This window comes from Methanofollis sp. UBA420 (assembly GCF_002498315.1).
In the GTDB taxonomy this organism is placed as follows: Archaea; Halobacteriota; Methanomicrobia; order Methanomicrobiales; family Methanofollaceae; genus Methanofollis.
In genome coordinates this window covers 40872-62433 of sequence record NZ_DAGX01000006.1, presented here as the reverse complement: position 1 = coordinate 62433, position 21562 = coordinate 40872, and the positions used below count along the sequence as shown (strand labels likewise).

The window sequence follows — 21562 nt, the reverse complement described above, 5'->3', positions numbered from 1 at the left end:
TTGTCCTGGTTTATCATGCCCTGGCCACAGTAGACTCCCTGCCCGTGGGGCAGGTCGTCTTCTATATATTCCCTGCCACCCCACGTATCTTTCACGTGAAGGCAACATTCGACGGCAGCAACCTCTATCTGAAACAGGACACCTCGCTCTATGAGAGCGGGGGCTACGGGCGACCTGAGAAGGGCGGGCTCCGTCTCTCCCCGGAGGAGGGGCTGTACCTCCTCTGGAGGAAGAGGATCGACCTTGAAGGCTACGATTTCTCCGGCCTCCTTGCAGACCTCTCCCGGGAGCCCGGGTTTTTCCGGCGGTACCTCGTCTACCGCGACCTCAGGGAGAGGGGCTACGCCCTCCAGACCGGGCCGCACGACTTCAGGGTCTTCAAACGCGGCGAGAGGCCGGGCAAGGGGCAGTCCCTGTACCTGATCCGGGTGCTCGCCGAACGCGACCTCGTGGACTTCGACCGGGTCGTCGCCGAGGTGGCGACGGCCGGGAATATGCGCAAGCAGTACCTTATAGCGGCGGTGGACGACGAGGGCGAACTCACCTACTATGAGGTGAAGACCAACCACCTCGCCGGTTCGGAGGCCCCCGGTGCGACGGCGACCGTGGAAGGCGAGGCTTTCGGTGCGGTCGTCCTGGTCAGAGCCGCGGCCGCCCCCTGGCTTGAGACTGAAGGCTATGGCAAACCCCTCGATCCCGAGCTGACCATGCTCTCCCCGGTGGAGGCACTCTTCCTCATGGACGAGGGCAGGCTCACCCTCGGTCAGGAAGGTTCGCCTTTTGGCCACGACAGGTATCATGCCGTCGCCGCTGCGACCGACGGCGAACTTGCAGAGAAGGTCGTCGTCTATACCGACCTGCGCAGGCGCGGCTATGCCCCGAAGACCGGGTACAAGTTCGGCCACCACTTCAGGGTCTATGGCGAAGGGGTCAAGCACTCCCTCATGCTCGCCCATGCCATTCCCTCGGGCACCGCCCTCACCATGGCCGTCATCTCACGCTCTGTCCGCCTGGCGCACAGTGTCAAAAAGAAGATGTTGTTTGCCTGTGTACATATGAACGGCATCCAGTATATCGAATTTGCACGAATAAAACTGTGAGATCTGACTTATGCAGCAGGGGATCAATCCATGGGCCAGCAGCCAGACGGTCGATGTCGAAAAACTCTTCTCCGATTTTGGCATCGAACCGATCGGCACCGCCACCTCAGGCCTCCCCGAGGTCCCGTCCTTCATGCGGCGGGGGATCGTCGTGGGGCACCGTGACTACGGGAGGATCGCCGATGCGATCCGAACAGGATCGCCATTCAATGTCATGACCGGGTTCATGCCCTCGGGCCACCCGCACCTCGGCCACCTCATGGTGATGAAAGAGGTGGTCTGGCATGTGCAGCAGGGCGGCAGAGGCTATATCGGCGTCGCCGACCGCGAGGCCCACGCCGTCCGCGGGATGTCGTGGACGCAGTGCAAGGAGTACGGCCGGGAGTACCTCGCCTGCCTGTATGCCCTCGGCTATGAGGGGACGACCTACTACCAGAGCGAGAACACCCGCCTGAAAGACCTCGCCTTCGAGGCGGCGACGAAGATCAACTTCTCCGAGCTCCAGGCGATCTACGGCTTTACGCAGGATACCGCCCTCGCCCACGCGATGAGCGTGGCGACCCAGGTCGCGGACATCCTCTTCCCGCAGTTAGACTGCGGTCCGTCCCCCACCGTCGTCCCTGTCGGGATCGACCAGGACCCCCATATCAGGCTGACCCGCGACGTCGCCTATAAACTCCGGATGTTCCTTGTTGAGCGCCGGGACGGCTGCATCAGCGTCCGGTCGAAGAACGCGCCCGAGGCGGCGATCGAGGCCGTTCACCGCGCCTTCCCCGGCTCGAAGAAGTACGAGGGTCACGTGGACATCCCTGGCGCTTCCTGCGAGGCGGTCGAGGAGAGGGTGCGGGCGATCGAGATCGAGCAGGGCGGCTTCGGCTTCGTCCTCCCCTCGGCCACCTACCACACCTTCATGCCGGGCCTGCAGGGCGGCAAGATGTCGTCGAGCGTGCCGGAGAGTTTCATCTCCTTCTGGGAGACGGAGAAAGACCTCAAGAAAAAGGTGATGGCCTCCCTCACCGGCGGGCGCATGACCCTCGAAGAGCAGAAGAAACTTGGCGGCGAGCCGGAGAAGTGCTCGGTCTATCTCCTCAACCTCTTCCACATGGCCCCTGACGACGGGGAACTCGCCGAGATCTGCAGGAAGTGCCGTGCCGGCGAGATGATGTGCGGCACCTGCAAGAAGGAGACCTTCGAGAGGACGAAGGAGTACTTAAAGGATCTCAGAGAGAAGATGGACGAAACAGCACATCTGGTGGATGTATAATGGCAGACCTCACCCTGAATGAAAAGCGGCTCCTTGTCGCCCTTGCCCCGATGGGCGCGGGCAGTGCAGCCGCCCTCGCCACGGCACTCGGCACGACCGAGGAGGCGGCCGTCCAGTACGCCCACCTCTGCGCCGACCGCGGCCTGGCCGCGGTGACGCGGACGAGCGCGAAGACCTATATCCTCACCCCCGAGGGGACGGAGTACAGGGAGCACGGTCTCCCCGAGAGGCAGATCCTGGACTCCTTCGAAGGCTCCATCTCGATGAAGGACCTCCAGGGCCATCTCCTCTCCAGGATCGGGATCGGCTGGCTCAGGAAGAAGGGCTGGATCGCGATCACGAAGGGCGTCGCGGAGAAAACGGGCGAGGCCGCACCGGGCGAGGACGAGATCGCCCTTGCAGACCCGAAGGAGGGGATGCCAGGCATCGCCGACCTCCTGAAGAGGAACCTCGTCGAGGAGCACGAGGAGGTGGCCTACAGGATCGCGATCACCCCTGAGGGCCGCGCCCTTGTCGCCGCCGGCCTCGACCTCACCGAGGAGACAGGCACCCTGACGCGGGAGCAGATCCTTGACGGTTCCTGGCGGACCGCGAACCTGAGGCGGTACAGCCTCTCGACGCCGCCAAAGCGCGTCTGGCCGGGCAAGTCCCACCCGTACCAGCGGATCATCGACGAGGTGAAGAGGATCCTCCTGGACATGGGCTTTGTGGAGATGCAGGGCGAGATCGTCCTCTCCGCCTTCTGGGACTTCGACGCCCTCTTCCAGCCGCAGGACCACCCGGCCCGCGAGATGCAGGACACCTTCTACCTGGACATGAAAGAGCCGCTGCCCGCGGGATATGAGGGCGTGCGCGACATGCACGAGCACGGCGGCACGACCTCCTCGACCGGGTGGGGCGGCGTCTGGAGCACCGAGGTCCCGCAGCAGTGCGTCCTCCGCACCCACACCACCCCCTTCTCCATCAGGTACCTCATCGACCATCCCGAACCCCCGGTCAAGGCCTTCGCCCTCGGCCGGGTCTACAGGCGCGAGGCGATCGACCCGACCCACACCCCCGAGTTCGAGCAGCTCGAGGGGATCGTCATGGACGAGGACGTCTCCTTCCGTCACCTCCTCGGCTACCTCAAGGAGTTCTACGGGCGGATGGGATTTGAGAACGTCCGCTTCCGCCCCGGCTACTTCCCGTACACCGAGCCCTCGGTCGAGCCCGAGGTCTGGGTGGACGGCCTCGGCTGGGTGGAACTCGGCGGCGCCGGCATCTTCAGGGAGGAGGTAACCGCCCCCTGGGGTATCGAGACGCCGGTCCTTGCGTGGGGCCTCGGCATCTCCCGCGTGGCGATGCTGAAGCTGGGCCTGAAAGACCTCAGGCAGCTGTATCGGAGCGACATCGACTGGATCAGGGAGAGCCCTGTGATCAGGAAGGAGGAGTGAGACATGGCAATCATATCCCTCAACTACGCATATCTCGAGCGCCTCACCGGCACCGACAGGAAGACGATCCTGGAGCGCCTGCCGATGATCGGTTCCGACATCGAGCGGACCTTCGACGACCACGTGGACGTGGAGTTCTTCCCCGACCGTGTGGACCTGTACTCGACCGAAGGCGTGGCGCGGGCGATGCGCGGATTCCTCGGGATCGAGGAAGGCCTCCCGGAGTACCCGGTCACCCCCTCGGGCATCTCCTTCACCGTCGACCCGGCCCTCCGTCAGATCCGCCCCTATCTCGGCTCCGCCGTGATCAGGAACGTCCGTCTGGACGAGGCCGGGATCGAGAGCCTGATGGGCCTGCAGGAGTCCCTCCACTGGGCCATCGGCCGGGGCAGGCGGAAGGTGGCGATCGGCGTCCACGACCTCGATAAAGTGAGGCCGCCCTTCAGGTATCTCGCCTCGCCCCGCGACCGCCGCTTCGTCCCCCTCGATTTCGAGGACGAACTCTCGATGGAGGAGATCCTGGAGCAGCACCCGAAGGGGAGGGACTATGCCCACCTGGTCGACGCCTTCGACCGCTTCCCCCTGATCGTCGATGCCGACGATAATGTCCTCTCCTTCCCGCCGATCATCAACGGGGAACTGACCAAGGTCACGACAGAGACGAGGAACATCCTCCTCGACTGCACAGGCACGGACCCGAAGTCCGTCCGCATGGCGGCGCACATCATCTGCACCGCCCTCGCCGAGGCCGGGGCGACGATCGAGAGCGTCGATATCGACGGCACGCCGTACCCCGACCTCTCCCCTGTCGAGCGTATCGTGAGCGTCGACACCTGCCGCCGCCTCATCGGGATCGATATCGATGCCGAGGAGATGGCCGCCCTCCTCCGGAAGATGCGCTTCGGCGCCGAACCCCTGCCAGACGGGAAACTGCGGGTGTTCGTGCCCCCGTACCGGGCCGACATCATGCACGACTGGGACATCTTCGAGGACGTGGCCGTCGCCTACGGCTTCGACAACATCGACGCCGCGCTCCCGCAGACCTTCACGACAGGCAAGGAACACCCGATCGCGGTCGTCGAGAGGCAGGTCAGGTCCATCCTCACAGGCCTCGGCTACCTGGAGGTCATGCCCTTCACCCTCACCTCGGAGAGGGTGCTCTACGGACAGATGCGGCGCGAGACCTCGCCCGACCTTCTCAGGGTCTCCAAACCGATCTCAGAGGACCAGAGCGTGGTCAGGACCGAGATCCTCCCCCTGCTCATGGAGATCCTGGAGATCAACTGCCACCGCGAACTCCCGCAGCGCCTCTTTGCGACCGGCGACATCATCCGCGGCGTGAAGACGATGCAGAGCGTCGCCGCAGTCTCCATCCACCCGGGTGCGGACTTCTCCGAGGCCTATGCGATGATGGACGCCTTCTGCCGCGAGTGCGGCCTCTCCCCGGAGTTCGTCGAGTCCGCGGACCCTGCCTTCCTCGATGGCAGGCGCGGCGACGTTCTGGTGGACGGGAAAAAAGTGGGGGTCTTCGGCGAGGTCCACCCCGAGGTTCTCGTCGCCTTCTCCCTGGAGCACCCGGTGGTGGCCCTCGAACTCGACCTCAGAGCCGTACCTGGATACCCTGCCCGGCCAGGTACTCCTTGACCTGGCTGACGGTCATCTCCCCGTAGTGGAAGACGCTTGCCGCGAGGCAGGCGTCCGCTTTTCCGAGGGCGAAGCCCTCCCGGAAGTGCTCCAGCGTCCCGACGCCGCCGCTGGCGATGACCGGAATGCCCACGCTCTCGGAGACGGCGCGGGTGACCGGGATATCGAACCCGTTTTTCGTGCCGTCTGTCTCCATGCTCGTGAGCAGGATCTCGCCGGCGCCCCTTTCCTCGACCTCTTTTGCCCACCTGACCGCGTCAATGCCTGTCGGGTGCGACCCGCCCATCGTCACCACCTCGTACCAGACGGTCCGGCCGTCCGGGAGGGAGATGGGAGTGGCGCCGTCTTTCATCGCCGGGTTGGCCCGCACGTCGATGGCGACGACGACGCACTGGGTGCCGAAGCGCTCCGCGGCCCTGGTGATCAGGGTGGGGTCGTCCACTGCGCTCGTGTTGATGGAGACCTTGTCCGCGCCGGCCCTGAGGATCCGGGTGATGTCGTCGAGTGTCCTGATCCCGCCCCCGACGGTGAGGGGGAGGAAGAGTTCGTCGGCGGCGCGCTCGATGACCGGGATTATCGTGCCCCTCCCTTCCTTCGAGGCCGTGATGTCCAGGAAGACCACCTCGTCCGCTCCCTGCTCGTTGTAGCGCGCCGCAAGTTCGACCGGGTCGCCCGCGTCGCGGAGTCCCTCGAAGTGCGTCCCCTTCACCACCCTGCCGTTCTTGATGTCCAGGCAGGGGATGATCCGTTTGGTGAGTGCCATGCGAACTTCTCTGACCGCGGGGATAATCAGCATTTGGGAGGGGGCCGCCAGGCCTGACCGTCACCTTTCAAGTGGATGCGCGTCCACCTATATGGGAAGACGTCAGGTGAGGCTATGAAGACCGGTCAGCAGAAGATGGACTGGGCACGGCAGTACATGCCGGTGCTCGGCAGCATCAGAAAGGAATTCGAGGAGACGAAGCCCCTCGCGGGCGTGACCATCGGGATGGCCCTCCATGTGGAGGCAAAGACCGCCGTCCTTGTCGAGACCCTGGCGGCAGGCGGGGCCGAGGTGTACATCACCGGCTGCAACCCCCTCTCCACCCAGGACGACGTGGCCGCGGCCCTCGGCGAGGTGCCGGGCGTGCACTGCTATGCGAAGCGGGCGTGCTCGAATGAAGAGTACTACGCGGCGATCAACAAGGTCCTCGACGCGCACCCCGTGATCACCATCGACGACGGCATGGATCTGATCTTCGAGCTCCACACCCGCAGGCAGGAACTTCTCAAGAACGTGATCGGCGGCTGCGAAGAGACGACGACCGGCATCCACCGTCTCCGCTCGATGGCGGCCGAAGGCGCGCTGAAGTTCCCGGTGGTCGCGGTGAACGACACCCCGATGAAACGCCACTTCGACAATGTCCACGGCACCGGCGAGAGTTCGCTCTCCGCGATCATGGCGACCACAAACTGCCTCCTTGCCGGCAAGTTCCTGGTCGTCGCAGGCTATGGTTTCTGCGGCGGCGGCGTGGCGCGGAAGGCCCGCGGCCTCGGCGCACGCGTCATCGTCACCGAGGTGGACCCGCGCCGCGCCCTTGAGGCGCACATGGACGGCTTCACCGTGATGCCGATGGACGAGGCGGCGAAGATCGGCGAGATCTTCATTACGACGACGGGGAACACCTCGATCCTCACCGAGCGCCACTTTGGCTCGATGCGTGACGGCGTGATTCTCTCCAATGCCGGCCACTTCAATGTCGAGATCGATGTGAAGTGGCTCGAAGAGCACGCGGACAGGATCGAGCGCCGCGACGGCATCGACACCTATGTCTTCGGCGAGAAGAAGATCCATGTCCTTGCCGAGGGCCGCCTGGTGAACCTGGCGACGCCGAAGGGCATGGGCCACCCGATCGAGGTCATGGACCTCTCCTTCGCCCTTCAGGCCCTCTCTGCCCGGTACATGGCCGAGCACGGGAAGGACCTCTCTCCGGGCGTCTACGACGTCCCGAACGTCATCGACGAGGAGGTCGCGGAGAGGAAGCTCGCCTCCCTGGGGATCGCGATCGATGTCCTCACCGACGAGCAGAAACACTACATGTCCGCCTGGAATATCGGGACATAATAACTCTTTTTTTGGCTCTGGTGCACCGCTCATGAAACGACGTTTCAGGCGGTTCTTTGAAAGTTACCCCGGTGGTTTTCAGGGTACATCCTCATACTGAGGGTATCTCCCGATCCCGGATCGGGACGATTTCCAACCCCTTTCCCTCCCCCTCCCCGGCACCGGGAGGGGGCCGGGAGAGGAAGGCATTACCTGCAATCATATCGGCGGCCTGAGGGGGTTGAGTCCTGCCGGATTTCATCCTGTTCTGCCCACAGACCCCGGTATGCCCGGATCGCCGGATCTCCCTGGTATGGCCCTGAACGGGAGGTAGGATCCCCTGTTTGGGGGCAGATCCGGGCGTATTTGACCCTGGTCATCTCCCGGGGGCCCACGCCCTCGCGCTCTGATATGCAGGCACCACAGGGAGAGGATCCGGGGGTATCCCCCCTGCCCTCTTCCGCCCTCCACAACGCCTATAACCCCTGCCGCCGAAGACCCGCCCATGCCTTTTGTCACGCGGGCCAGGAACTTCATGTTCGATCAGGGTGTCCTCTGCTCCAGCAGGTATTGCACTCTGATGGTCGAGACCGTCAGGTACCTCCTCGACCACGCGGTCGGCCTGGAGCACGCGGTGCCGACGGCCGAGATCCTCGCCCACCTCCTTGCCGAAGGCTATGAGATCAGCCATGAGGAGTGGAAGAAAGAGGTGCTTCAACCGCTGGAGCAGCAGGGGGTCTTCTTCGGTGTGACCAGTTCGGACAGGATGTTTCTCATCGCTGCGCCCGACGATGCACAGGCGACGCTCACCTATTACCAGAGCAGGATTCAGGAGCAGACGCAGAGGATGGCCGTCCTGAAGAGATTGCTCGACGAGGCCGGGTGGAGCAAAAAGATCCCGTACAACTGATCCCCCAGAGAAACCGTTATCCCCCTTCCCGGCGACCGCGTGAGGCATGGCGTCATATGCCCGCCCTCTCGCAGCAGTCCTCTTCGCTCTTCTCCTTCTCCTTGCCGGAGGCCTTGCCTGCGGTGCCGCCGGGGCCGGGGACCTGACTGTCACTCCCCTCACGGTGACAGGGGTGCCCGGCACGATTGTCCTCCTCTCAGACCTCCATGTCTCTGAGGGCAACCGCGACCTGATCGAGAGGACTGTCCGGGAGACGAACGCTCTGCACCCCTCCCTCGTGCTCATCGCCGGAGACTTTGTTGCGGGGTACGGGAGGGACGGGGTGCCTGACCTCTCCCCCCTCGCCGGGATCAGAGCGCCGGTGTACGCCGTGCCCGGCAACCACGACTACGGTATCTCCAGCCGCGGTCGGGGAGAGATGTTGAAAGAGGCGAACCTCAGCGTCGAAGGCTACGACCTCTCCCCTCTTGCCGACGGCACGGCCGACACCGCCCTTGCCGACGCGGTTTGTGCCCGTCTTGAGGAGGCCGGCGTTGTGGTGCTCAGGAACGAATACGCGACAGAGGAGATTGAGAACAGCACCGTGCTCGTCGTCGGCCTCGACGATGGCCTGGCGGGAAGGGCCCGGTTCCCCGATGAACTGCCCGACGCCGACTACCGCATCGTCCTCATCCACGAACCCGAATGCCGGGCCGCCTGGGACGTCGACCTCGTCCTCTGCGGCCACACCCATGGTGGCCAGGTCGACCTCCCCGTCCTCGGAAAACCTGCGGCATGGTTCGGCTACGACCCCTCTGCCGGCCTGATCGAGGAGGGAAAAAGGACCGTCTATGTCAGCCGAGGCATCGGCACCACGCCCCTTCTCGGCATGGACATCCGCCTCAACTGCCCGCCCGAGATCACGGTGGTCCGGGGTCAGGCCCCGTCCCGCACGCAGTAGAGATACTCCTGCGCCCACCCGGCGTACCTGCCGAAGTGCCCCCATGCAAAGTCCCTGATCTCCCTGTACTCCTTTGCGGTCATCGCCCCCTCCTCCCTGAGGTGCGGGAGGTACGAGCGGCGCATGATCCGGCGTATCCACACGTCCACAGGGAAGGCCTCGTACTTCTGGAAGGCGAAGAGGAGGATGCAGTCCGCGGCCTTCGGGCCGACACCCGGGAAACGCAGGAGTTCCTCCCTCGCCTCCTCGTATGGGAGTTCTGCGGTCCTCTCCGCCCAACCCGGATCATCAACGCAGATCGCCGCGGTCCGGCAGACGTACGGCGCCCGGTAGCCCATCACGCACCCCTCCCGCAACGAGCACTCGGTCGATGACGCCAGTTCCTCGGCCGTCGGGAAGGCATGGCCGCCGCCGGGGAGGGGCCGACCGTAGCCCTCGGCAAGCAGCCGCACCCTTTTCCTGATCACCGGGATGTTCGCGTTCGTGGCGCAGATGTACGAGATCAGGGTCTCGAAGGGCTCCTGCCGGAGGAGGCGCAGGCCCAGGCAGCGGTCGATGGCCGCGTGGACCACGGGGTCGCGGTCGACCGAGGCGAGAATGCCCGGGAGGTCGAGGTCGAGGGCAAGGTGCCGCCTGACAAAACTCTCGTCGGCCCCGGTGAATGAGAGCAGAGATCCGTCCTGCCTGATCCGGACCGCCCGGCCGCCCGCGATGCCGTGCCACCACCCGTCCCCGGTCTTTTCCCACCTGAAAGCCTGACCGCAGCCCAGGGTGGCGTCGAGGTCAAAGGGCTCGTCCCTGCCGAGAGTGATCCTGCAGATATCCGTCATCCGAAAAAAAGAGGTTTATTCATTCTGTTCGCATGAACAGCCCGAGTAGATCCGGGACTGCACGTCCTTGCCGAGCCTCCCGATCGCGTCGGAGCGGCAGCGGGCGCAGTGGCGCATCTGTTTGATATAGGGGGCGCAGGAGTCCTGCATCGCCTTCTTCTCCGCCGGCGTCGGTGGGGTGATCCCGGCGAACTTGTACTGCGGGATCAGGGGGATCAGGTTGAAGGAGAACGCGCCCATCTCCCCGACCTTCTTTGCGATCTCGACGATGTGCTCGTCGTTGACGCCCGGGATATAGACTGTGTTCACCTTCACGAACATCTTTCTCTCGACGGCCATCCTGATCCCTTCGAGCTGGTTTTTCAGGAGGACCTCGGCCGCCTCGCGGCCGGTGTAGCGCGTGCCATGGTAGTCGACGAAGGAGTAGATCTTCTCGCCGATCGCGGGGTCGACGGCATTGAGGGTGACGGTCACGTTGCCGACATCATACTTTGCAAGTTCGTCGATCTTCTCGGGGAGGAGGAGGCCGTTTGTGGAGATGCACATGATCAGGTGGGGGAAGGCCTCGTGGATAAGGCGGAGAGTCTCGAAGGTCTCCTCGTTCGCGAGGGGTTCGCCCGGCCCCGCGATCCCGATCACCTTCACGTAAGGGAACTCCTCCATCACCTTTGTGACCAGGTCCACTGCCTCCCCGGGCTTCACCACGCGGGAGGTCACGCCGGGCCTGCTCTCGTTCACGCAGTCGAAGTCACGCACGCAGTAGTTGCACTGGATATTGCACCGCGGTGCGACCGGCAGGTGGCAGCGCCCGAAGGTGTGGCAGGCGGTGTCCGAGTAGCAGGGGTGCTCCTGGATCTTCCGCAACTGCTCGGGGTCGTAGGGCACCTCCTGATCCCCGACCTTTGCTTTCCGGTATGCTTCGTCGGCCATAGCAAACAACACAAGTATAGTCATCACCTCGCTATATTACCGTTCGGGTCATGGCCCACGGGAGAACGCTTATATTGCCCCCGGCCGATTCTCGTCCATGGACACGAAGTTATCCATCCTCCTTGCCCTCTGCTTTCTTGCCGTCTCCCTCGCGGCCGGGTGCGCCACCACTCCGGTCGACAGGCAGGTCACGGCGTCGACGACGGTCGTGACGGCGACGCCGACCCTCCCCGTGGTGGAAAGCCCGGTGCTCGTCGTCGACCCCCGCCTCTCTGAAATGACGATTGATCTTTCTGCCGTGGAACGGAGCGACAGTTCTGGCGTCACTCTCAAACTCGCCACAGACCCGGCGGGTGCGGCGATTGCACAGGACGGCGTCGACGTCCTTGTCACATTCTTCGCCTATAACGCCGCGGAAAAACCCGGCTTTGTCCCTTCGTCGGCAGATGAGGTGCGAAAGGCGGGTATCCCGTACAAGACCGTTTTCTTCTCCGTCTATGACGCCCCGGTCCGGGTGCAGGCAGAACTGCCCCGCGAGTCCGAACAGAAGAACCTGCATGTCGGGGAGGCGTATGTCTATGGTGCGGTCGTCATGGTGAGGGACTAAAAAGAGGGGTTTTTTCAGGTGTCGCATCCCGGGGTCTTTGGATTCCTCTCCTGGACAGCCACCCTTCCCTTCGGGGTGATGGCGATCGAGGTGAAAGTATAGGGATCTGACGATGCGCGGAGATGGACATCGATCACGCCTTCTCTCTGGAGTTCCCGCACCGCCATGCTCACCTCGGCCGGTGCAAGGCCGGTCATCTGGGAGATCTCTTTGCCGGAATACTGGCGCATTTTGCTCCCGGCAAGGGCATACAGGACCTTTTCTGCATTTTTGCTGATCTTTTCCATGTTTCTCCTCTGTGGGATCAGGATGCTCTCAGTAGAGCCCCTTATATGATAAAACCTTCGTATTTCCCGGAATCGCCCCTCTTCGGGAGCAGTTAAACAGATCTCAGTTCCCGCCCTCGAATATGGCAATGTATATAATGCGGGGGGTCCTGATAGTAAAATTACCATGAAAAAGAGCATCTTTATGCTTTTTGCAGCAGTCATGATCGTTGCTGCATTTGCATGCGGCTGTACCGGCACCGGGGACGTGACCCCAACGCCGACAGCAACGCCGACCGCGGCGGAGACGACCGCGGCTCCTGCAGAGACGCAGACTCTCCTCATCGCCACGACGACAAGTCTCTATGACACCGGCCTCCTCGACGCCCTGAAGGCAGACTTCGAGAAGAAGTACAATGCGAAGGTCGACATCATCTCGGCCGGCACCGGCAAGGCCCTCGGCTACGGGGAGAACGGCGACGTGGACGTCATGATGGTCCATGACCGCGCTCGCGAGGACGCGTTCCTTGCGGCAGGCCACGGCATCGACCGCCGCGTCTTCGCCTACAACTACTTCGTTATCGTCGGCCCTGCTTCGGATCCGGCAGGCGTGAAGAACATGACCCCTGAGCAGGCCTTCACCACGATCAAGGAGAAGGGCCTTGCCGACCCGGCGACGGTGAAGTTCGTCTCCCGCGGTGACGACTCCGGCACGCACTCCAAGGAGAAGGCGATCTGGAAGGCCGCAGGCTTCAACTACTCGACCGACATCCAGAAGTCCGGCGAGTGGTACATCGAGGCCGGCACCGGCATGGGTGCGACCCTGGTGATGGCCGACGAGAAGCAGGCCTACACGCTCTCCGACATCGGCACCTACCTTGCGAGCAAGGACAAGATCGCCCTCGTGCCCCTTGTCTCAGAGGGCGATGTCCTCCTCAACGTTTACTCGGCGATGCAGATCAACCCGGAGAAGCACCCCGGCGTGAACTCCACCATTGCAAAGGACTGGATCAACTACCTGATCACGCCCGAGACGCAGAAGACGATCGAGACCTTCGGCGTTGACAAGTACGGTGAACCCCTCTTCTACCCGGCCGCAGGCAACTGGGAGAAGATCGGCGTGAACCAGTCTGAAGTGGAAGACCCGGTGGCATAAAGCCGCAGGGTTTTTCCCCCTTCTTTCCCTTTTATTGATGTCTATTCAGGAGGAGTGAGTGATGGGCTTTATCATCGATGGCATTATTGAGGCGGTTCACCTCATCGTCACCCTTGACCCCGACGTCATGGAGATCACCGCCCTATCCCTCGTCGTCTCTCTGACTGCAACCGTTGCGGCGACGCTCATCGCCGTCCCCTTCGGGGCCTCGGTCACGTTCAACGAGTTCCCCGGCAAAAAAGTCCTGATTCAACTTATCCAGACTCTGTACTCCCTGCCGACCGTCATCGTCGGCCTGCTCCTCTTCCTCCTCCTCACCCGCCATGGCCCTCTCGGGTTTCTCGGCATTCTCTTCACGCCGCAGGCGATGATCCTTGCCCAGACTATCCTGGTCCTCCCCATCATGACCGGGCTCACGATCACCGCCCTCTCGGGCGTGGACGCGACGATCAGGGACACGATCCTCTCCCTCGGGGCGACGCGCCTCCAGTTCCTCAAGCACGTTGTCAGAGAGGCCCGGTTTGCGATCCTCGGGGCGGTCGCCCTCGGCTTCGGCCGGGCGATCTCCGAGGTGGGGGCGGCGATCCTCATCGGCGGGAACATCTACGGGCGGACCCGCGTCCTGACGACGGCGATCACCCTCAACACCTCGCAGTGGAATATCGGCACCTCGATCGCCCTCGGCATCATCCTCCTCGGCATCGCCCTCATCGTGAACACGGTGGTGACCATCTACCAGCAGCGGTGAACCATGATCGAACTCAGGCATGTTGCAAAGAATTTCGGGGAAAAGGTCGTCCTGAAAGACGTGAACGCGGCGATCCAGGACGGCGAGATCTTCGCGATCATCGGCCCCTCGGGATCGGGCAAGTCCACCCTCCTCCGCCTGATCAACCTCCTCGACACCCCCTCGGGCGGGGAGATCCTCCTCGACGGCGCCGCCATCCACGCGGACCGGGGGAGCGCCCTCGGGTTCAGGCGGCGGATGGCGATGGTCTTCCAGAAACCGGCGGCCTTCAATGAGACTGTCTATGACAACATCGCGATCGGCCTGCGGATCAGGCATGTCCCCGAGGCCGGGATCAGGGAGAAGATCATGGCCGCCCTGGAGGTGATCGGGCTTTCCGGCTATGAGACGCGGAAGGCAAAGACCCTCTCGGGAGGGGAGATGCAGAGGGTCGCCATCGCCCGTGCGGTCGTCACCGACCCGGCCGTCCTCCTCCTCGACGAACCGACCGCAAACCTCGACCCGGTGGCGACCGAGGCGATCGAGGACCTGGTCGTGCGGATCAACAGGGAAATGAACCAGACGGTGGTCCTCTCGACGCACGACATGCTTCAGGGCCAGAGGCTTGCCCACAGGATCGGGGTGCTGATGGACGGTGTCTTCGCCCAGATCGGTACGCCGCGTGAGGTCTTTGCGATGCCGGAGAACAGGTATGTGGCGCGGTTTGTCGGGATCGAGAACATCATCGGGGGAGAGGTGCGGGAGAACAGCGACGGCGTCGCCGCCATTGCCGCCGGTGGGGTGACGATCGCAGCGGTCACCCCTCTCGGGCCGGGGACGAAGGTCTGCGCCTGCATCAAACCCGAGGACATCACCATCCACCTTGCCGACGGGACCGGCATCTCGGCGCGAAACGTCCTCTCCGGGAGGGTGACCGGGGTACGGGCCTACGGCCCCCTCAACCACCTCACGGTCGACTGCGGCATCCCTTTCACTGTTCTTGTCACCTGGAAGTCTGCCGAAGAACTCGGCATCAGGGAGGGGATGGCGGTGAAGATCTCCTTCAAGGCCAGTGCCGTCCACGTCGTCGAGGATTAGCTGCCTCTTTTTGCTGCCTTGGCCCTCCCGTACCTTTCCAGGGCCCAGGCAAGCATCAGCCCGATGACAAATCCCACCGTGATGTTCATGAGGACGGAGAGGGCGGCGATGACCACGGTCACAAAGATGGAATCGGTCTTCATGCTGTGTTTGCCGAGTTCGACCGCCGCAAAGATGAGGAGGCCGCCGAAGACCCCTATCGGGATCAGGGCGAGGCTCTCAGGCGAGGCGAAGAAGAGGGCGAAGCCCAGGAAGATGACCCCGGCGATGATATTCGAGCCCCCTGTCCGTGCGCCGAACCTGTAATGGGCGGCAAGGCCGCCGGCCCCGTGGCACATGGGAAATCCTCCGAAGGGAACGGAGACGAGGTTCATGACGCCGATCGTCCGGGAAAGGCGGTCGGGGTCGACCTCTGTCCTGAAGAGGTCCCGCGTCAGGAGGGCCGTGGCAAGGATGGCATTGGTGAGGGTCAGGGGGATCTGCGGGGGGACGAGGTACCATGCGGCGAAGAAGAAGTCGGCAGGGTTCGGGAGGACGAACGCGGGCAGGGATATCGCAGAGAGAGACGGGAGGCCCGCGCTGAGCACGCCCGCACCGACACCGATCCCGAGGACGAGGAGGGCCGAGAGGTCTTTAACCTTCCAGCGGAGCGCGGCGAGGAAGAACAGGATGACGACGCCCACCGAGATCCCGGCGAAGAGGGGGTCGGCGGCGACGAATCCGAAAGAAGTCTTCAGGAGGAGGAGAGCGAGGCCTGCCTGCACACCGCGGACGACAGAGGTCGGGATACGGTCGCTGAGATAGCGCATGCCCCCGACGAGGCCGAGGGCAAGGAAGAGGACGCCCATGATCAGTCCTGAAGCTGCGATCTCCCCCGCGGTGAGGCCCTCCGCGATCGCGATCGCCCCGACGGCCTTCAGGGGTTCGACCGGGATGGGCAGGCGATAGTAGAGGCCGGAGATCACGTACCAGAGGGCGAAGAAGAGAAAGATGTACGAGAGGTTCACGTTGCAGACAAGGGCGACGCCGAGCACGATGGGGAGGATGGTGCCGAAGTCTCCGACAGATCCTGCGGCCTCACTGAGATTGAATCGTAGGCCAGATCCTTTTCGTACTTCCTCTCCCGGCCCTGTCACCACACCCCCCTCCTGATCATTGCTGATATCTGAACCCTTTTATCAGTTCTCCAATAATCTTCCTCTCATGTGCGGCCAGGGTACAGGGGCCGCCGGGATAGATGATAGATATATGGCCGATATTAATGTCAAGAGCACAGACCCCCATGACCTCGCGATCCTGTACAGGCCTATCGGAGTCATCAGGTCTGGTTTTACCGAGCAGGCAGATACTCCGATCCAACCTGTTTTTTCCAGGTCAGATGGTCGTGTGGAGATCTATACCGAGTATGCGGAAGGTCTGCTGGATCTCGACGCCTTCTCCCACATCATCCTCCTCTACCATTTTAACCGTGCCGGCGATGTCGAGCTCAGGCGAAAGCCGTTTCTGGACGGTTCACGTGAGAGGGGGATCTTCGCGATCCGCCACTTCAACCGCCCGAATCCAATCGGCCTGTCCATCGTGGGACTGAAGGCTGTGCGCGGGAACGTCCTTGAGATCTCCGGCGTGGACATTCTGGACAACACCCCCCTCCTCGACATCAAGCCATACATCTACCCGTTTGACCACAGGGAAAATGTCCGTTCCGGATGGGTGGACCGGCAAACAGGATGCCGCACGCCCGAGAAATGCACGCCTGCGGAACTGTCCGGGCAGGGAGACCTCAGTCGAGGGCCCTCGCCCTGATCGCCCCAAGAAGGTCTGGCCCCAGGATCTGCTCGACCTCCCGGGGATACTCTGCAAGGATCCTTGAAAAGAGGACTGCCGTTCCCTGCGCGGTGGTCGAGACACCGACCCTCTCGGTGCGGGTGACCAGTCCTTCCTCCTCCATGGCGGCGATGATGGGGATGACATAATAGTGCGGGACAGAGAGGTATTCGGCCAGACGTCTGGTCTTCGGGAACCTGATGCTGATCTCCCCCTCTGTGCAGAGGAAAGTAATGGCACGGTCCTCAAGAATGAGAATCCGTGCAACAGCAGCGAGTATCTCGCTTGAGGTCAGTGCGGGCATAGCCCAGATATGTGTGTTACTCGTCTTTCTTTTTATGCCGCTCTTCCTCTGGCATCGCTTCGAGCCAGACGATCTCGGCACCCAGGTCGGCGGCGACGAGTTCGATCTCGTTCTTTCGGAAGTGTTTTGCCTCTACCCAGAGCCTCTTTGAGTTGTTCTCACCGGTTACAGCGACGATGCGGAACTTCGGCTGCTGGACGCCGCTGCCGATCTTCTTTCTTTCGCGGACATAGATCTTCATCTGTTTCACCATATACCAGCTGATATACCAACTGGTATCATCCCTGTTATATCTCTCCGCCTATAAACATGATCATCATACGGTGATATCATAACGGCACAACGCTTTGAACTCAACTCCGGCCTCCGCGGCGAGACCATGGTACGGAAGGGCCTCATGAAGCGGATAGACGAGATCCCGCAGATCAGGATCATGCCCGACCTCAATGTGATCAAGATCGGCGGCCACGGCACGATGGACTTCGGCCGCGATGTCGTCTTCCCGATCGTGGAGGAGATCGGCGCCCTGAAGGAGGCCGGCGAGAAGGTCCTTGTCGTCACAGGCGGCGGCGTGCGCGTCCGCCATATCATGGACATCGGGATCAACCTGGGGATGCCGACTGGAGTCCTCGCAGAACTCGCCTCCAAGATCAGCGAGCAGAACGCCCTGATGATGTCCCTCCTCCTCTCGAAGTACGGTGGGACCCAGGTGAAATCGGGCGACCTCCTCGAACTCCCGACCCTCGCCTCCCTCGGGATGCTGCCTGTGACCCACGGCACTCCTCCGTACGGCCTCTTCGAGCAACCGGCAGAGATCGGGTCGATCCCGCCGAACCGGACAGATACAGGTGCCGTGCTCATCGCCGAGGTGATGGGTGCGAAGAACTGCATCCTTGCAAAGAACGTCGACGGCCTCTACACCGAGGATCCCCGCATCGATCCGGCGGCCGAGCTGATCCCTGAGATCACGGCAGACGAACTCCTTGGCAGGGACATGGAGGACATGGTCCTTGAGAAGAAGGCGGTCGAACTCCTCCTCCACACCAAACACGTGAAGGAGATCAGGGTGGTCAACGGCCATGTGCGCGGGAATATCACGAAGGCCGTCCGTGGCGAGAAGGTCGGAACCCTGATCCGGGCCTGACCTCTCTCACGTCATCTTTTTCAGCGGGCGACGCTCTTCATCTCGCCGCGCTTTTCTTCGGGCATCGGTGAGAGATAGATGATCTCGGCCCCGACGTCCTTTGCTATCCCCTCGATCTCGGTCTTCCGAAAGTGCGTTGCCTCGATCTTCATGTGCGACGCCTCTCCTTTGCTGCCGGTGACAGCGACCACCCTGAACTTGGGCTCTTTGACGCCGCTCCCGACCTTCTGCCGTTCTCTGACATAGATTTTCATCTTCGGTCCTCCCTACCGGGCATATCGCCGCCCATGACAGAAGTGAAATATAAATTATCGTATATATCACTTGCCGGTGCGCCATGACAAAAAAACGCTTTGAACTCGAGTCCGGTCTCCGGGGCGAGACCCTGGTGCGGAAGGGCCTGATGAAGAAGATCGCTGAGATCCCACAGATCAGGATCATGCCCGACCTCAACGTGATCAAGATCGGCGGCCACGGGACCATCGACTACGGCCGCGATGTCGTCTTCCCGCTCGTGGAGGAGATCGGCGCGCTGAAGGATGCCGGCGAGAAGATCCTCCTTGTCACCGGCGGGGGCGGGCGCGTCCGCCATATCATGGATATCGGGATCAACCTGGGGATGCCGACCGGTGTCCTTGCCGAACTTGCGGGCAAGATCAGCGAGCAGAACGCGATCATGATGGCCGTCCTCCTCTCGAAGTACAACGGCGTCAGGATCCACACCGGCGACCTCCTCCAACTCCCCATCCTCACCGCCCTCGGTCTCCTGCCTGTGACCCACGGCACCCCGCCGTACGGCCTCTATGAGCAGCCGCCTGAGGTCGGATCGATCCCGCCAAACCGGACAGATACCGGTGCGGTGCTCATCGCCGAGGTGATGGGTGCGAAGAACTGTATCCTTGCGAAGAATGTCGACGGCCTCTATGTCGGGGACCCCCGCATCGACCCCGAGGCCGCCCTGATCCCTGAGATCACGGCAGACGAACTCCTCGGCAGGGACATGGAGGACATGGTCCTTGAAAAGAAGGCGGTCGAACTTCTCCTCCACACGAGGCATGTGAAGGAGATCAGGGTGGTCAATGGTCATGTGCCGGGCGCCATCACAAAGGCCGTGAGAGGTGAGCGTGTCGGCACAATCATCCGGGCATGATCCCTCTTTTTTATAGATATCTTCATATATACTGGTGCCATAGAGATCCCACGTTTTGAGGCATTCCTATGACGATCTATCTCGGCATTGACGACACCAATGCGGATGGCACCCCTGGCACCGGCAAGATCGCCCGTGCCGCTGCCGCCGCCCTTGCCAGGGATTTCCCTGTCCTTGGCGTAACCCGGCACCAGCTGTATCGCCACGACGACATTCCTGCGACGACCCACAATGCCGCACTCTGCGTGCACCTCGATGGGTCCGGGAATGTCGCGGGCGGGCAGGTCTTTGCCTATGCAAAGGACTTCGTATCCCGGAGTGCGGCCCCGGGGAGCAATCCTGGCATCTGTGTTGCGTCCGATGGCCAGATCATCTCCGAGGTTGCCGCCTTTGCAGAGGACGCAAAAACCTGCGTGCTCTCCCTGAACGAGGCGCGCACTGTCGCACGGCGCGCCGGCATGCTCGTCGAGGGATTCGGCACCATGCGCGGGCTCATCGGCGCCGTTGCCGCGGTGGGGCTTGCGGCATCGGGAAATGACGGCAGATATGTCCAGAAAGGGACGCTGCGCGATCTCTCGGGCAGGTGCACTGTCAGTGCTGTCCTTGCGGCAGGCGTCGATGAGGTAAGGAGCACTGCAGGAACTGTGATCGCCGACGGGACCGTCACCTTCCAGGAGTTCCCGAAGCCGGCTCTGGAAGGGGGGCGTGCCGTCCTGTACGTGGAACCTGACAGCGAGGGTTACAGGGACGTGCGGTCGGGCTGATCCCGTCTTTTTTCCTCCGTTTCCCCTTCTCCAACCTGTTTCATCTGCCCCTTCAGGTATCGAAGGTACCGCGCCCTGAAGGCCGCGGGGCTGACCGCCCCGGCCGTGTGGCCGGAGAGGAGGAGGATCCTGTCTGCCCGGGCGATGAGGGAGTCGAGGGACGAGGCGGCGAAGACGAAGGCGCACTCCCCGAGTGCGTCCCGCCGCGTCGCAAGGAGGGTGGCGAGGGGGGTCACGTCAGCCTCCTGCAGGCAACTTGCGACAAGGAGGTTTGCCGCCGCCCTGTCTTCGTCGATGAGGAGGAGGGGTGCGCCTGTCCGCACCGCCTCCTGCACCTGCACCGCCATCGTCATCGACCCGCTCCCCCTCCCGAAGGCGGCCTTCGGCGTCCCTGTCATGCCGGGAGGGAGACTCTGGAAAAAAAGACTCACGTCGGCGCCGTGGAGGTCGGGCCCTCCCGCTTCCGCGGTCCGCGCACCCCGCACGGAGACGACGAGTTCCCGACCGTCGCCGGGAGCGTGGTCGTCCTCCCCCGCGAGGATTGCCTGGAGGAGAGTCGTTTTTCCCTGGGCATTCGATCCCGCAACGGCGAAGGCCTCCTTCTCACGGATGCCAAGGCCGGCGACCGTCCTCCCGCTCGCCGGGAGGTCGACCTCGACAGGCCCGAGTTCCTCAGGGCAGACGAAGGGGATATGCACCCCTTCCTTCGGGCCGGCCACGCGGTGGTGCTGCCTGAAGCGGGTGAAGGCCCGTGCCGGGCAGGTACTGTCACCGATGAAGCAGACAAGATCCATTGCCGGGAGTTCTTTCCTGAGAAGTTTCTGGTCGAGAGAGAGTGTCGCCGCGGCCGCAATATCAGGTGCCGGCACCCGGTGCACTATTTCCCTGATCGCGTCGGCAAGGTCCGCAACGGCCCCGGCGACCTCGCGGGCCGTTGCATCCCCGGGCGGCCCGGGGTACGGAATGGCCCCGTGGACGGTGCAGTGGAGGCCGGCGGTGTCGAGATAGTTCTCCCCGTCCGGTTTCCAGAGGCCGGTGCCTGCCCGTGATGCCGACCTGACAAGGGTGATTGGCTCGGTCCCCCCCGCATATGCCGCGGGCCTGTCTGTGTCGAGGCCGCCGAGGGGGTGCAGCCGTACGTCCGCGGGAGAAGCGCGTTTCACCGCCTCGAGCGCCGCCCAGACCGCCCCATCGGCGCCGCGTGGGTCGATGTCGGGTCTGAAGGGGAGGAGGAGGGGGACGGAGAACTGGAGGCACGCCCCCTCGGGTGAGCGGACAAAGTAGGCGTTCACGCCCTCCCGCACCTTCGGTGCGTCCACCATATCTCTGCACGCCGCAAGGACTGCCGGTGTCGCACCCATCCATCCTCTGCCGCTCATCACGGATCT

The 21562-nt window shown here is 63.0% G+C and carries 24 protein-coding genes; 15 read left to right on the top strand and 9 right to left on the bottom strand.

What is annotated here, in order from left to right; genetic code table 11:
* The first annotated feature begins 95 nt into the window (after positions 1 to 95).
* From endA to pheT, 4 genes are read left to right on the top strand one after another with little or no spacing between them, the layout of a single operon-like run.
* Entirely contained in the window at positions 96 to 1100 is a 1005-nt protein-coding gene (gene endA, locus BP869_RS09955) for a tRNA-intron lyase (protein WP_342679271.1), read from the top strand.
* 10 nt (positions 1101 to 1110) lie between these two features.
* Positions 1111 to 2364, top strand: a complete 1254-nt coding sequence (locus BP869_RS09950; RefSeq protein WP_342679269.1) for a tryptophan--tRNA ligase — start codon at positions 1111 to 1113, stop codon at positions 2362 to 2364.
* On the top strand, positions 2364 to 3797 hold the full coding sequence (locus BP869_RS09945; protein WP_342679267.1) for a phenylalanine--tRNA ligase subunit alpha: 1434 nt from the start codon (positions 2364 to 2366) through the stop codon (positions 3795 to 3797). Before BP869_RS09950 ends, BP869_RS09945 begins: the two co-directional genes overlap by 1 nt.
* 3 nt (positions 3798 to 3800) lie before the next feature.
* Positions 3801 to 5441 carry a phenylalanine--tRNA ligase subunit beta gene (pheT, locus tag BP869_RS09940; RefSeq protein ID WP_342679265.1) on the top strand — a complete coding sequence of 547 codons (1641 nt, stop codon included), beginning with the start codon at positions 3801 to 3803 and terminating at the stop codon, positions 5439 to 5441.
* Here the strand turns inward: pheT and hisF are convergent.
* Positions 5398 to 6204: an imidazole glycerol phosphate synthase subunit HisF gene (hisF, locus tag BP869_RS09935; protein WP_342679263.1), complete on the bottom strand. Its 807-nt coding sequence runs from the start codon at positions 6202 to 6204 to the stop codon at positions 5398 to 5400. The two genes, pheT and hisF, sit on opposite strands and share 44 nt — an antisense overlap.
* Positions 6205 to 6318: 114 nt before the next feature.
* Here hisF and BP869_RS09930 point away from each other — a divergent pair, with 114 nt between their 5' ends.
* The 3 genes from BP869_RS09930 (at position 6319) to BP869_RS09920 (ending at position 9374) form a co-directional block, all read left to right on the top strand.
* A complete protein-coding gene (locus BP869_RS09930) occupies positions 6319 to 7545 on the top strand; it encodes an adenosylhomocysteinase (RefSeq protein WP_342679261.1) in 1227 nt (408 codons plus the stop codon).
* Between the two features lie 484 nt (positions 7546 to 8029).
* A complete protein-coding gene (locus BP869_RS09925; RefSeq protein ID WP_342679259.1) occupies positions 8030 to 8434 on the top strand; it encodes a hypothetical protein in 405 nt (134 codons plus the stop codon).
* Between the two features lie 46 nt (positions 8435 to 8480).
* Positions 8481 to 9374, top strand: coding sequence for a metallophosphoesterase (locus tag BP869_RS09920; RefSeq protein WP_342679257.1), 894 nt, complete (start codon positions 8481 to 8483; stop codon positions 9372 to 9374).
* On the opposite strand, the gene BP869_RS09915 is transcribed toward BP869_RS09920, so the two are convergent.
* Together BP869_RS09915 and nifB are read right to left on the bottom strand one after the other, a co-directional pair.
* Positions 9350 to 10204, bottom strand: coding sequence for a DNA-3-methyladenine glycosylase family protein (locus tag BP869_RS09915; RefSeq protein WP_342679256.1), 855 nt, complete (start codon positions 10202 to 10204; stop codon positions 9350 to 9352). The genes BP869_RS09920 and BP869_RS09915 overlap by 25 nt on opposite strands.
* 15 nt (positions 10205 to 10219) lie before the next feature.
* The gene (nifB, locus tag BP869_RS09910) at positions 10220 to 11134 is read right to left on the bottom strand and encodes a nitrogenase cofactor biosynthesis protein NifB (protein ID WP_342679255.1); all 915 of its coding nucleotides are present in this window, start codon (positions 11132 to 11134) and stop codon (positions 10220 to 10222) included.
* Between the two features lie 97 nt (positions 11135 to 11231).
* Between nifB and BP869_RS09905 the strand changes: the two genes are divergently transcribed.
* Positions 11232 to 11741, top strand: a complete 510-nt coding sequence (locus tag BP869_RS09905; RefSeq protein ID WP_342679253.1) for a hypothetical protein — start codon at positions 11232 to 11234, stop codon at positions 11739 to 11741.
* A 14-nt stretch (positions 11742 to 11755) separates the two neighbouring features.
* Here BP869_RS09905 and BP869_RS09900 read toward each other — a convergent pair whose 3' ends face one another.
* Entirely contained in the window at positions 11756 to 12028 is a 273-nt protein-coding gene (locus BP869_RS09900) for a hypothetical protein (RefSeq protein ID WP_342679251.1), read from the bottom strand.
* A gap of 184 nt (positions 12029 to 12212) precedes the next feature.
* Between BP869_RS09900 and BP869_RS09895 the strand changes: the two genes are divergently transcribed.
* The 3 genes from BP869_RS09895 to BP869_RS09885 all read left to right on the top strand — a co-directional run bounded on the left by BP869_RS09895 (position 12213) and on the right by BP869_RS09885 (position 14988).
* Positions 12213 to 13163, top strand: coding sequence for a substrate-binding domain-containing protein (locus BP869_RS09895; protein ID WP_342679249.1), 951 nt, complete (start codon positions 12213 to 12215; stop codon positions 13161 to 13163).
* Between the two features lie 61 nt (positions 13164 to 13224).
* Positions 13225 to 13911 (top strand): ABC transporter permease, encoded by a 687-nt coding sequence (locus tag BP869_RS09890; RefSeq protein ID WP_342679247.1) that lies wholly within the window; start codon positions 13225 to 13227, stop codon positions 13909 to 13911.
* A gap of 3 nt (positions 13912 to 13914) precedes the next feature.
* A complete protein-coding gene (locus BP869_RS09885; protein WP_342679245.1) occupies positions 13915 to 14988 on the top strand; it encodes an ABC transporter ATP-binding protein in 1074 nt (357 codons plus the stop codon).
* On the opposite strand, the gene BP869_RS09880 is transcribed toward BP869_RS09885, so the two are convergent.
* A complete protein-coding gene (locus tag BP869_RS09880; RefSeq protein ID WP_342679243.1) occupies positions 14985 to 16124 on the bottom strand; it encodes a putative sulfate/molybdate transporter in 1140 nt (379 codons plus the stop codon). The genes BP869_RS09885 and BP869_RS09880 overlap by 4 nt on opposite strands.
* Before the next feature lie 112 nt (positions 16125 to 16236).
* On the opposite strand from BP869_RS09880, the gene tsaA reads away from it, so the two are divergent.
* The gene (gene tsaA, locus BP869_RS09875) at positions 16237 to 16791 is read left to right on the top strand and encodes a tRNA (N6-threonylcarbamoyladenosine(37)-N6)-methyltransferase TrmO (protein ID WP_342679241.1); all 555 of its coding nucleotides are present in this window, start codon (positions 16237 to 16239) and stop codon (positions 16789 to 16791) included.
* On the opposite strand, the gene BP869_RS09870 is transcribed toward tsaA, so the two are convergent.
* Together BP869_RS09870 and BP869_RS09865 are read right to left on the bottom strand one after the other, a co-directional pair.
* Complete coding sequence (locus BP869_RS09870; protein WP_300166768.1) at positions 16769 to 17116, bottom strand: hypothetical protein; 348 nt, start codon at positions 17114 to 17116, stop codon at positions 16769 to 16771. The two genes, tsaA and BP869_RS09870, sit on opposite strands and share 23 nt — an antisense overlap.
* 16 nt (positions 17117 to 17132) lie before the next feature.
* Positions 17133 to 17357, bottom strand: coding sequence for a hypothetical protein (locus tag BP869_RS09865; protein WP_342679226.1), 225 nt, complete (start codon positions 17355 to 17357; stop codon positions 17133 to 17135).
* 138 nt (positions 17358 to 17495) lie between these two features.
* Between BP869_RS09865 and BP869_RS09860 the strand changes: the two genes are divergently transcribed.
* Positions 17496 to 18260, top strand: a complete 765-nt coding sequence (locus BP869_RS09860) for a uridylate kinase (protein WP_342679225.1) — start codon at positions 17496 to 17498, stop codon at positions 18258 to 18260.
* A gap of 20 nt (positions 18261 to 18280) precedes the next feature.
* Here BP869_RS09860 and BP869_RS09855 read toward each other — a convergent pair whose 3' ends face one another.
* On the bottom strand, positions 18281 to 18514 hold the full coding sequence (locus BP869_RS09855; RefSeq protein WP_342679224.1) for a hypothetical protein: 234 nt from the start codon (positions 18512 to 18514) through the stop codon (positions 18281 to 18283).
* Positions 18515 to 18597: 83 nt separating this feature from the next.
* Between BP869_RS09855 and BP869_RS09850 the strand changes: the two genes are divergently transcribed.
* A complete protein-coding gene (locus BP869_RS09850) occupies positions 18598 to 19410 on the top strand; it encodes a uridylate kinase (protein ID WP_342679222.1) in 813 nt (270 codons plus the stop codon).
* A gap of 68 nt (positions 19411 to 19478) precedes the next feature.
* A complete protein-coding gene (locus BP869_RS09845) occupies positions 19479 to 20174 on the top strand; it encodes an ABC transporter substrate-binding protein (RefSeq protein ID WP_342679220.1) in 696 nt (231 codons plus the stop codon).
* Here BP869_RS09845 and BP869_RS09840 read toward each other — a convergent pair.
* A complete protein-coding gene (locus tag BP869_RS09840) occupies positions 20150 to 21553 on the bottom strand; it encodes a P-loop domain-containing protein (RefSeq protein WP_342679218.1) in 1404 nt (467 codons plus the stop codon). The two genes, BP869_RS09845 and BP869_RS09840, sit on opposite strands and share 25 nt — an antisense overlap.
* Between the last annotated feature and the right edge of the window lie 9 nt (positions 21554 to 21562).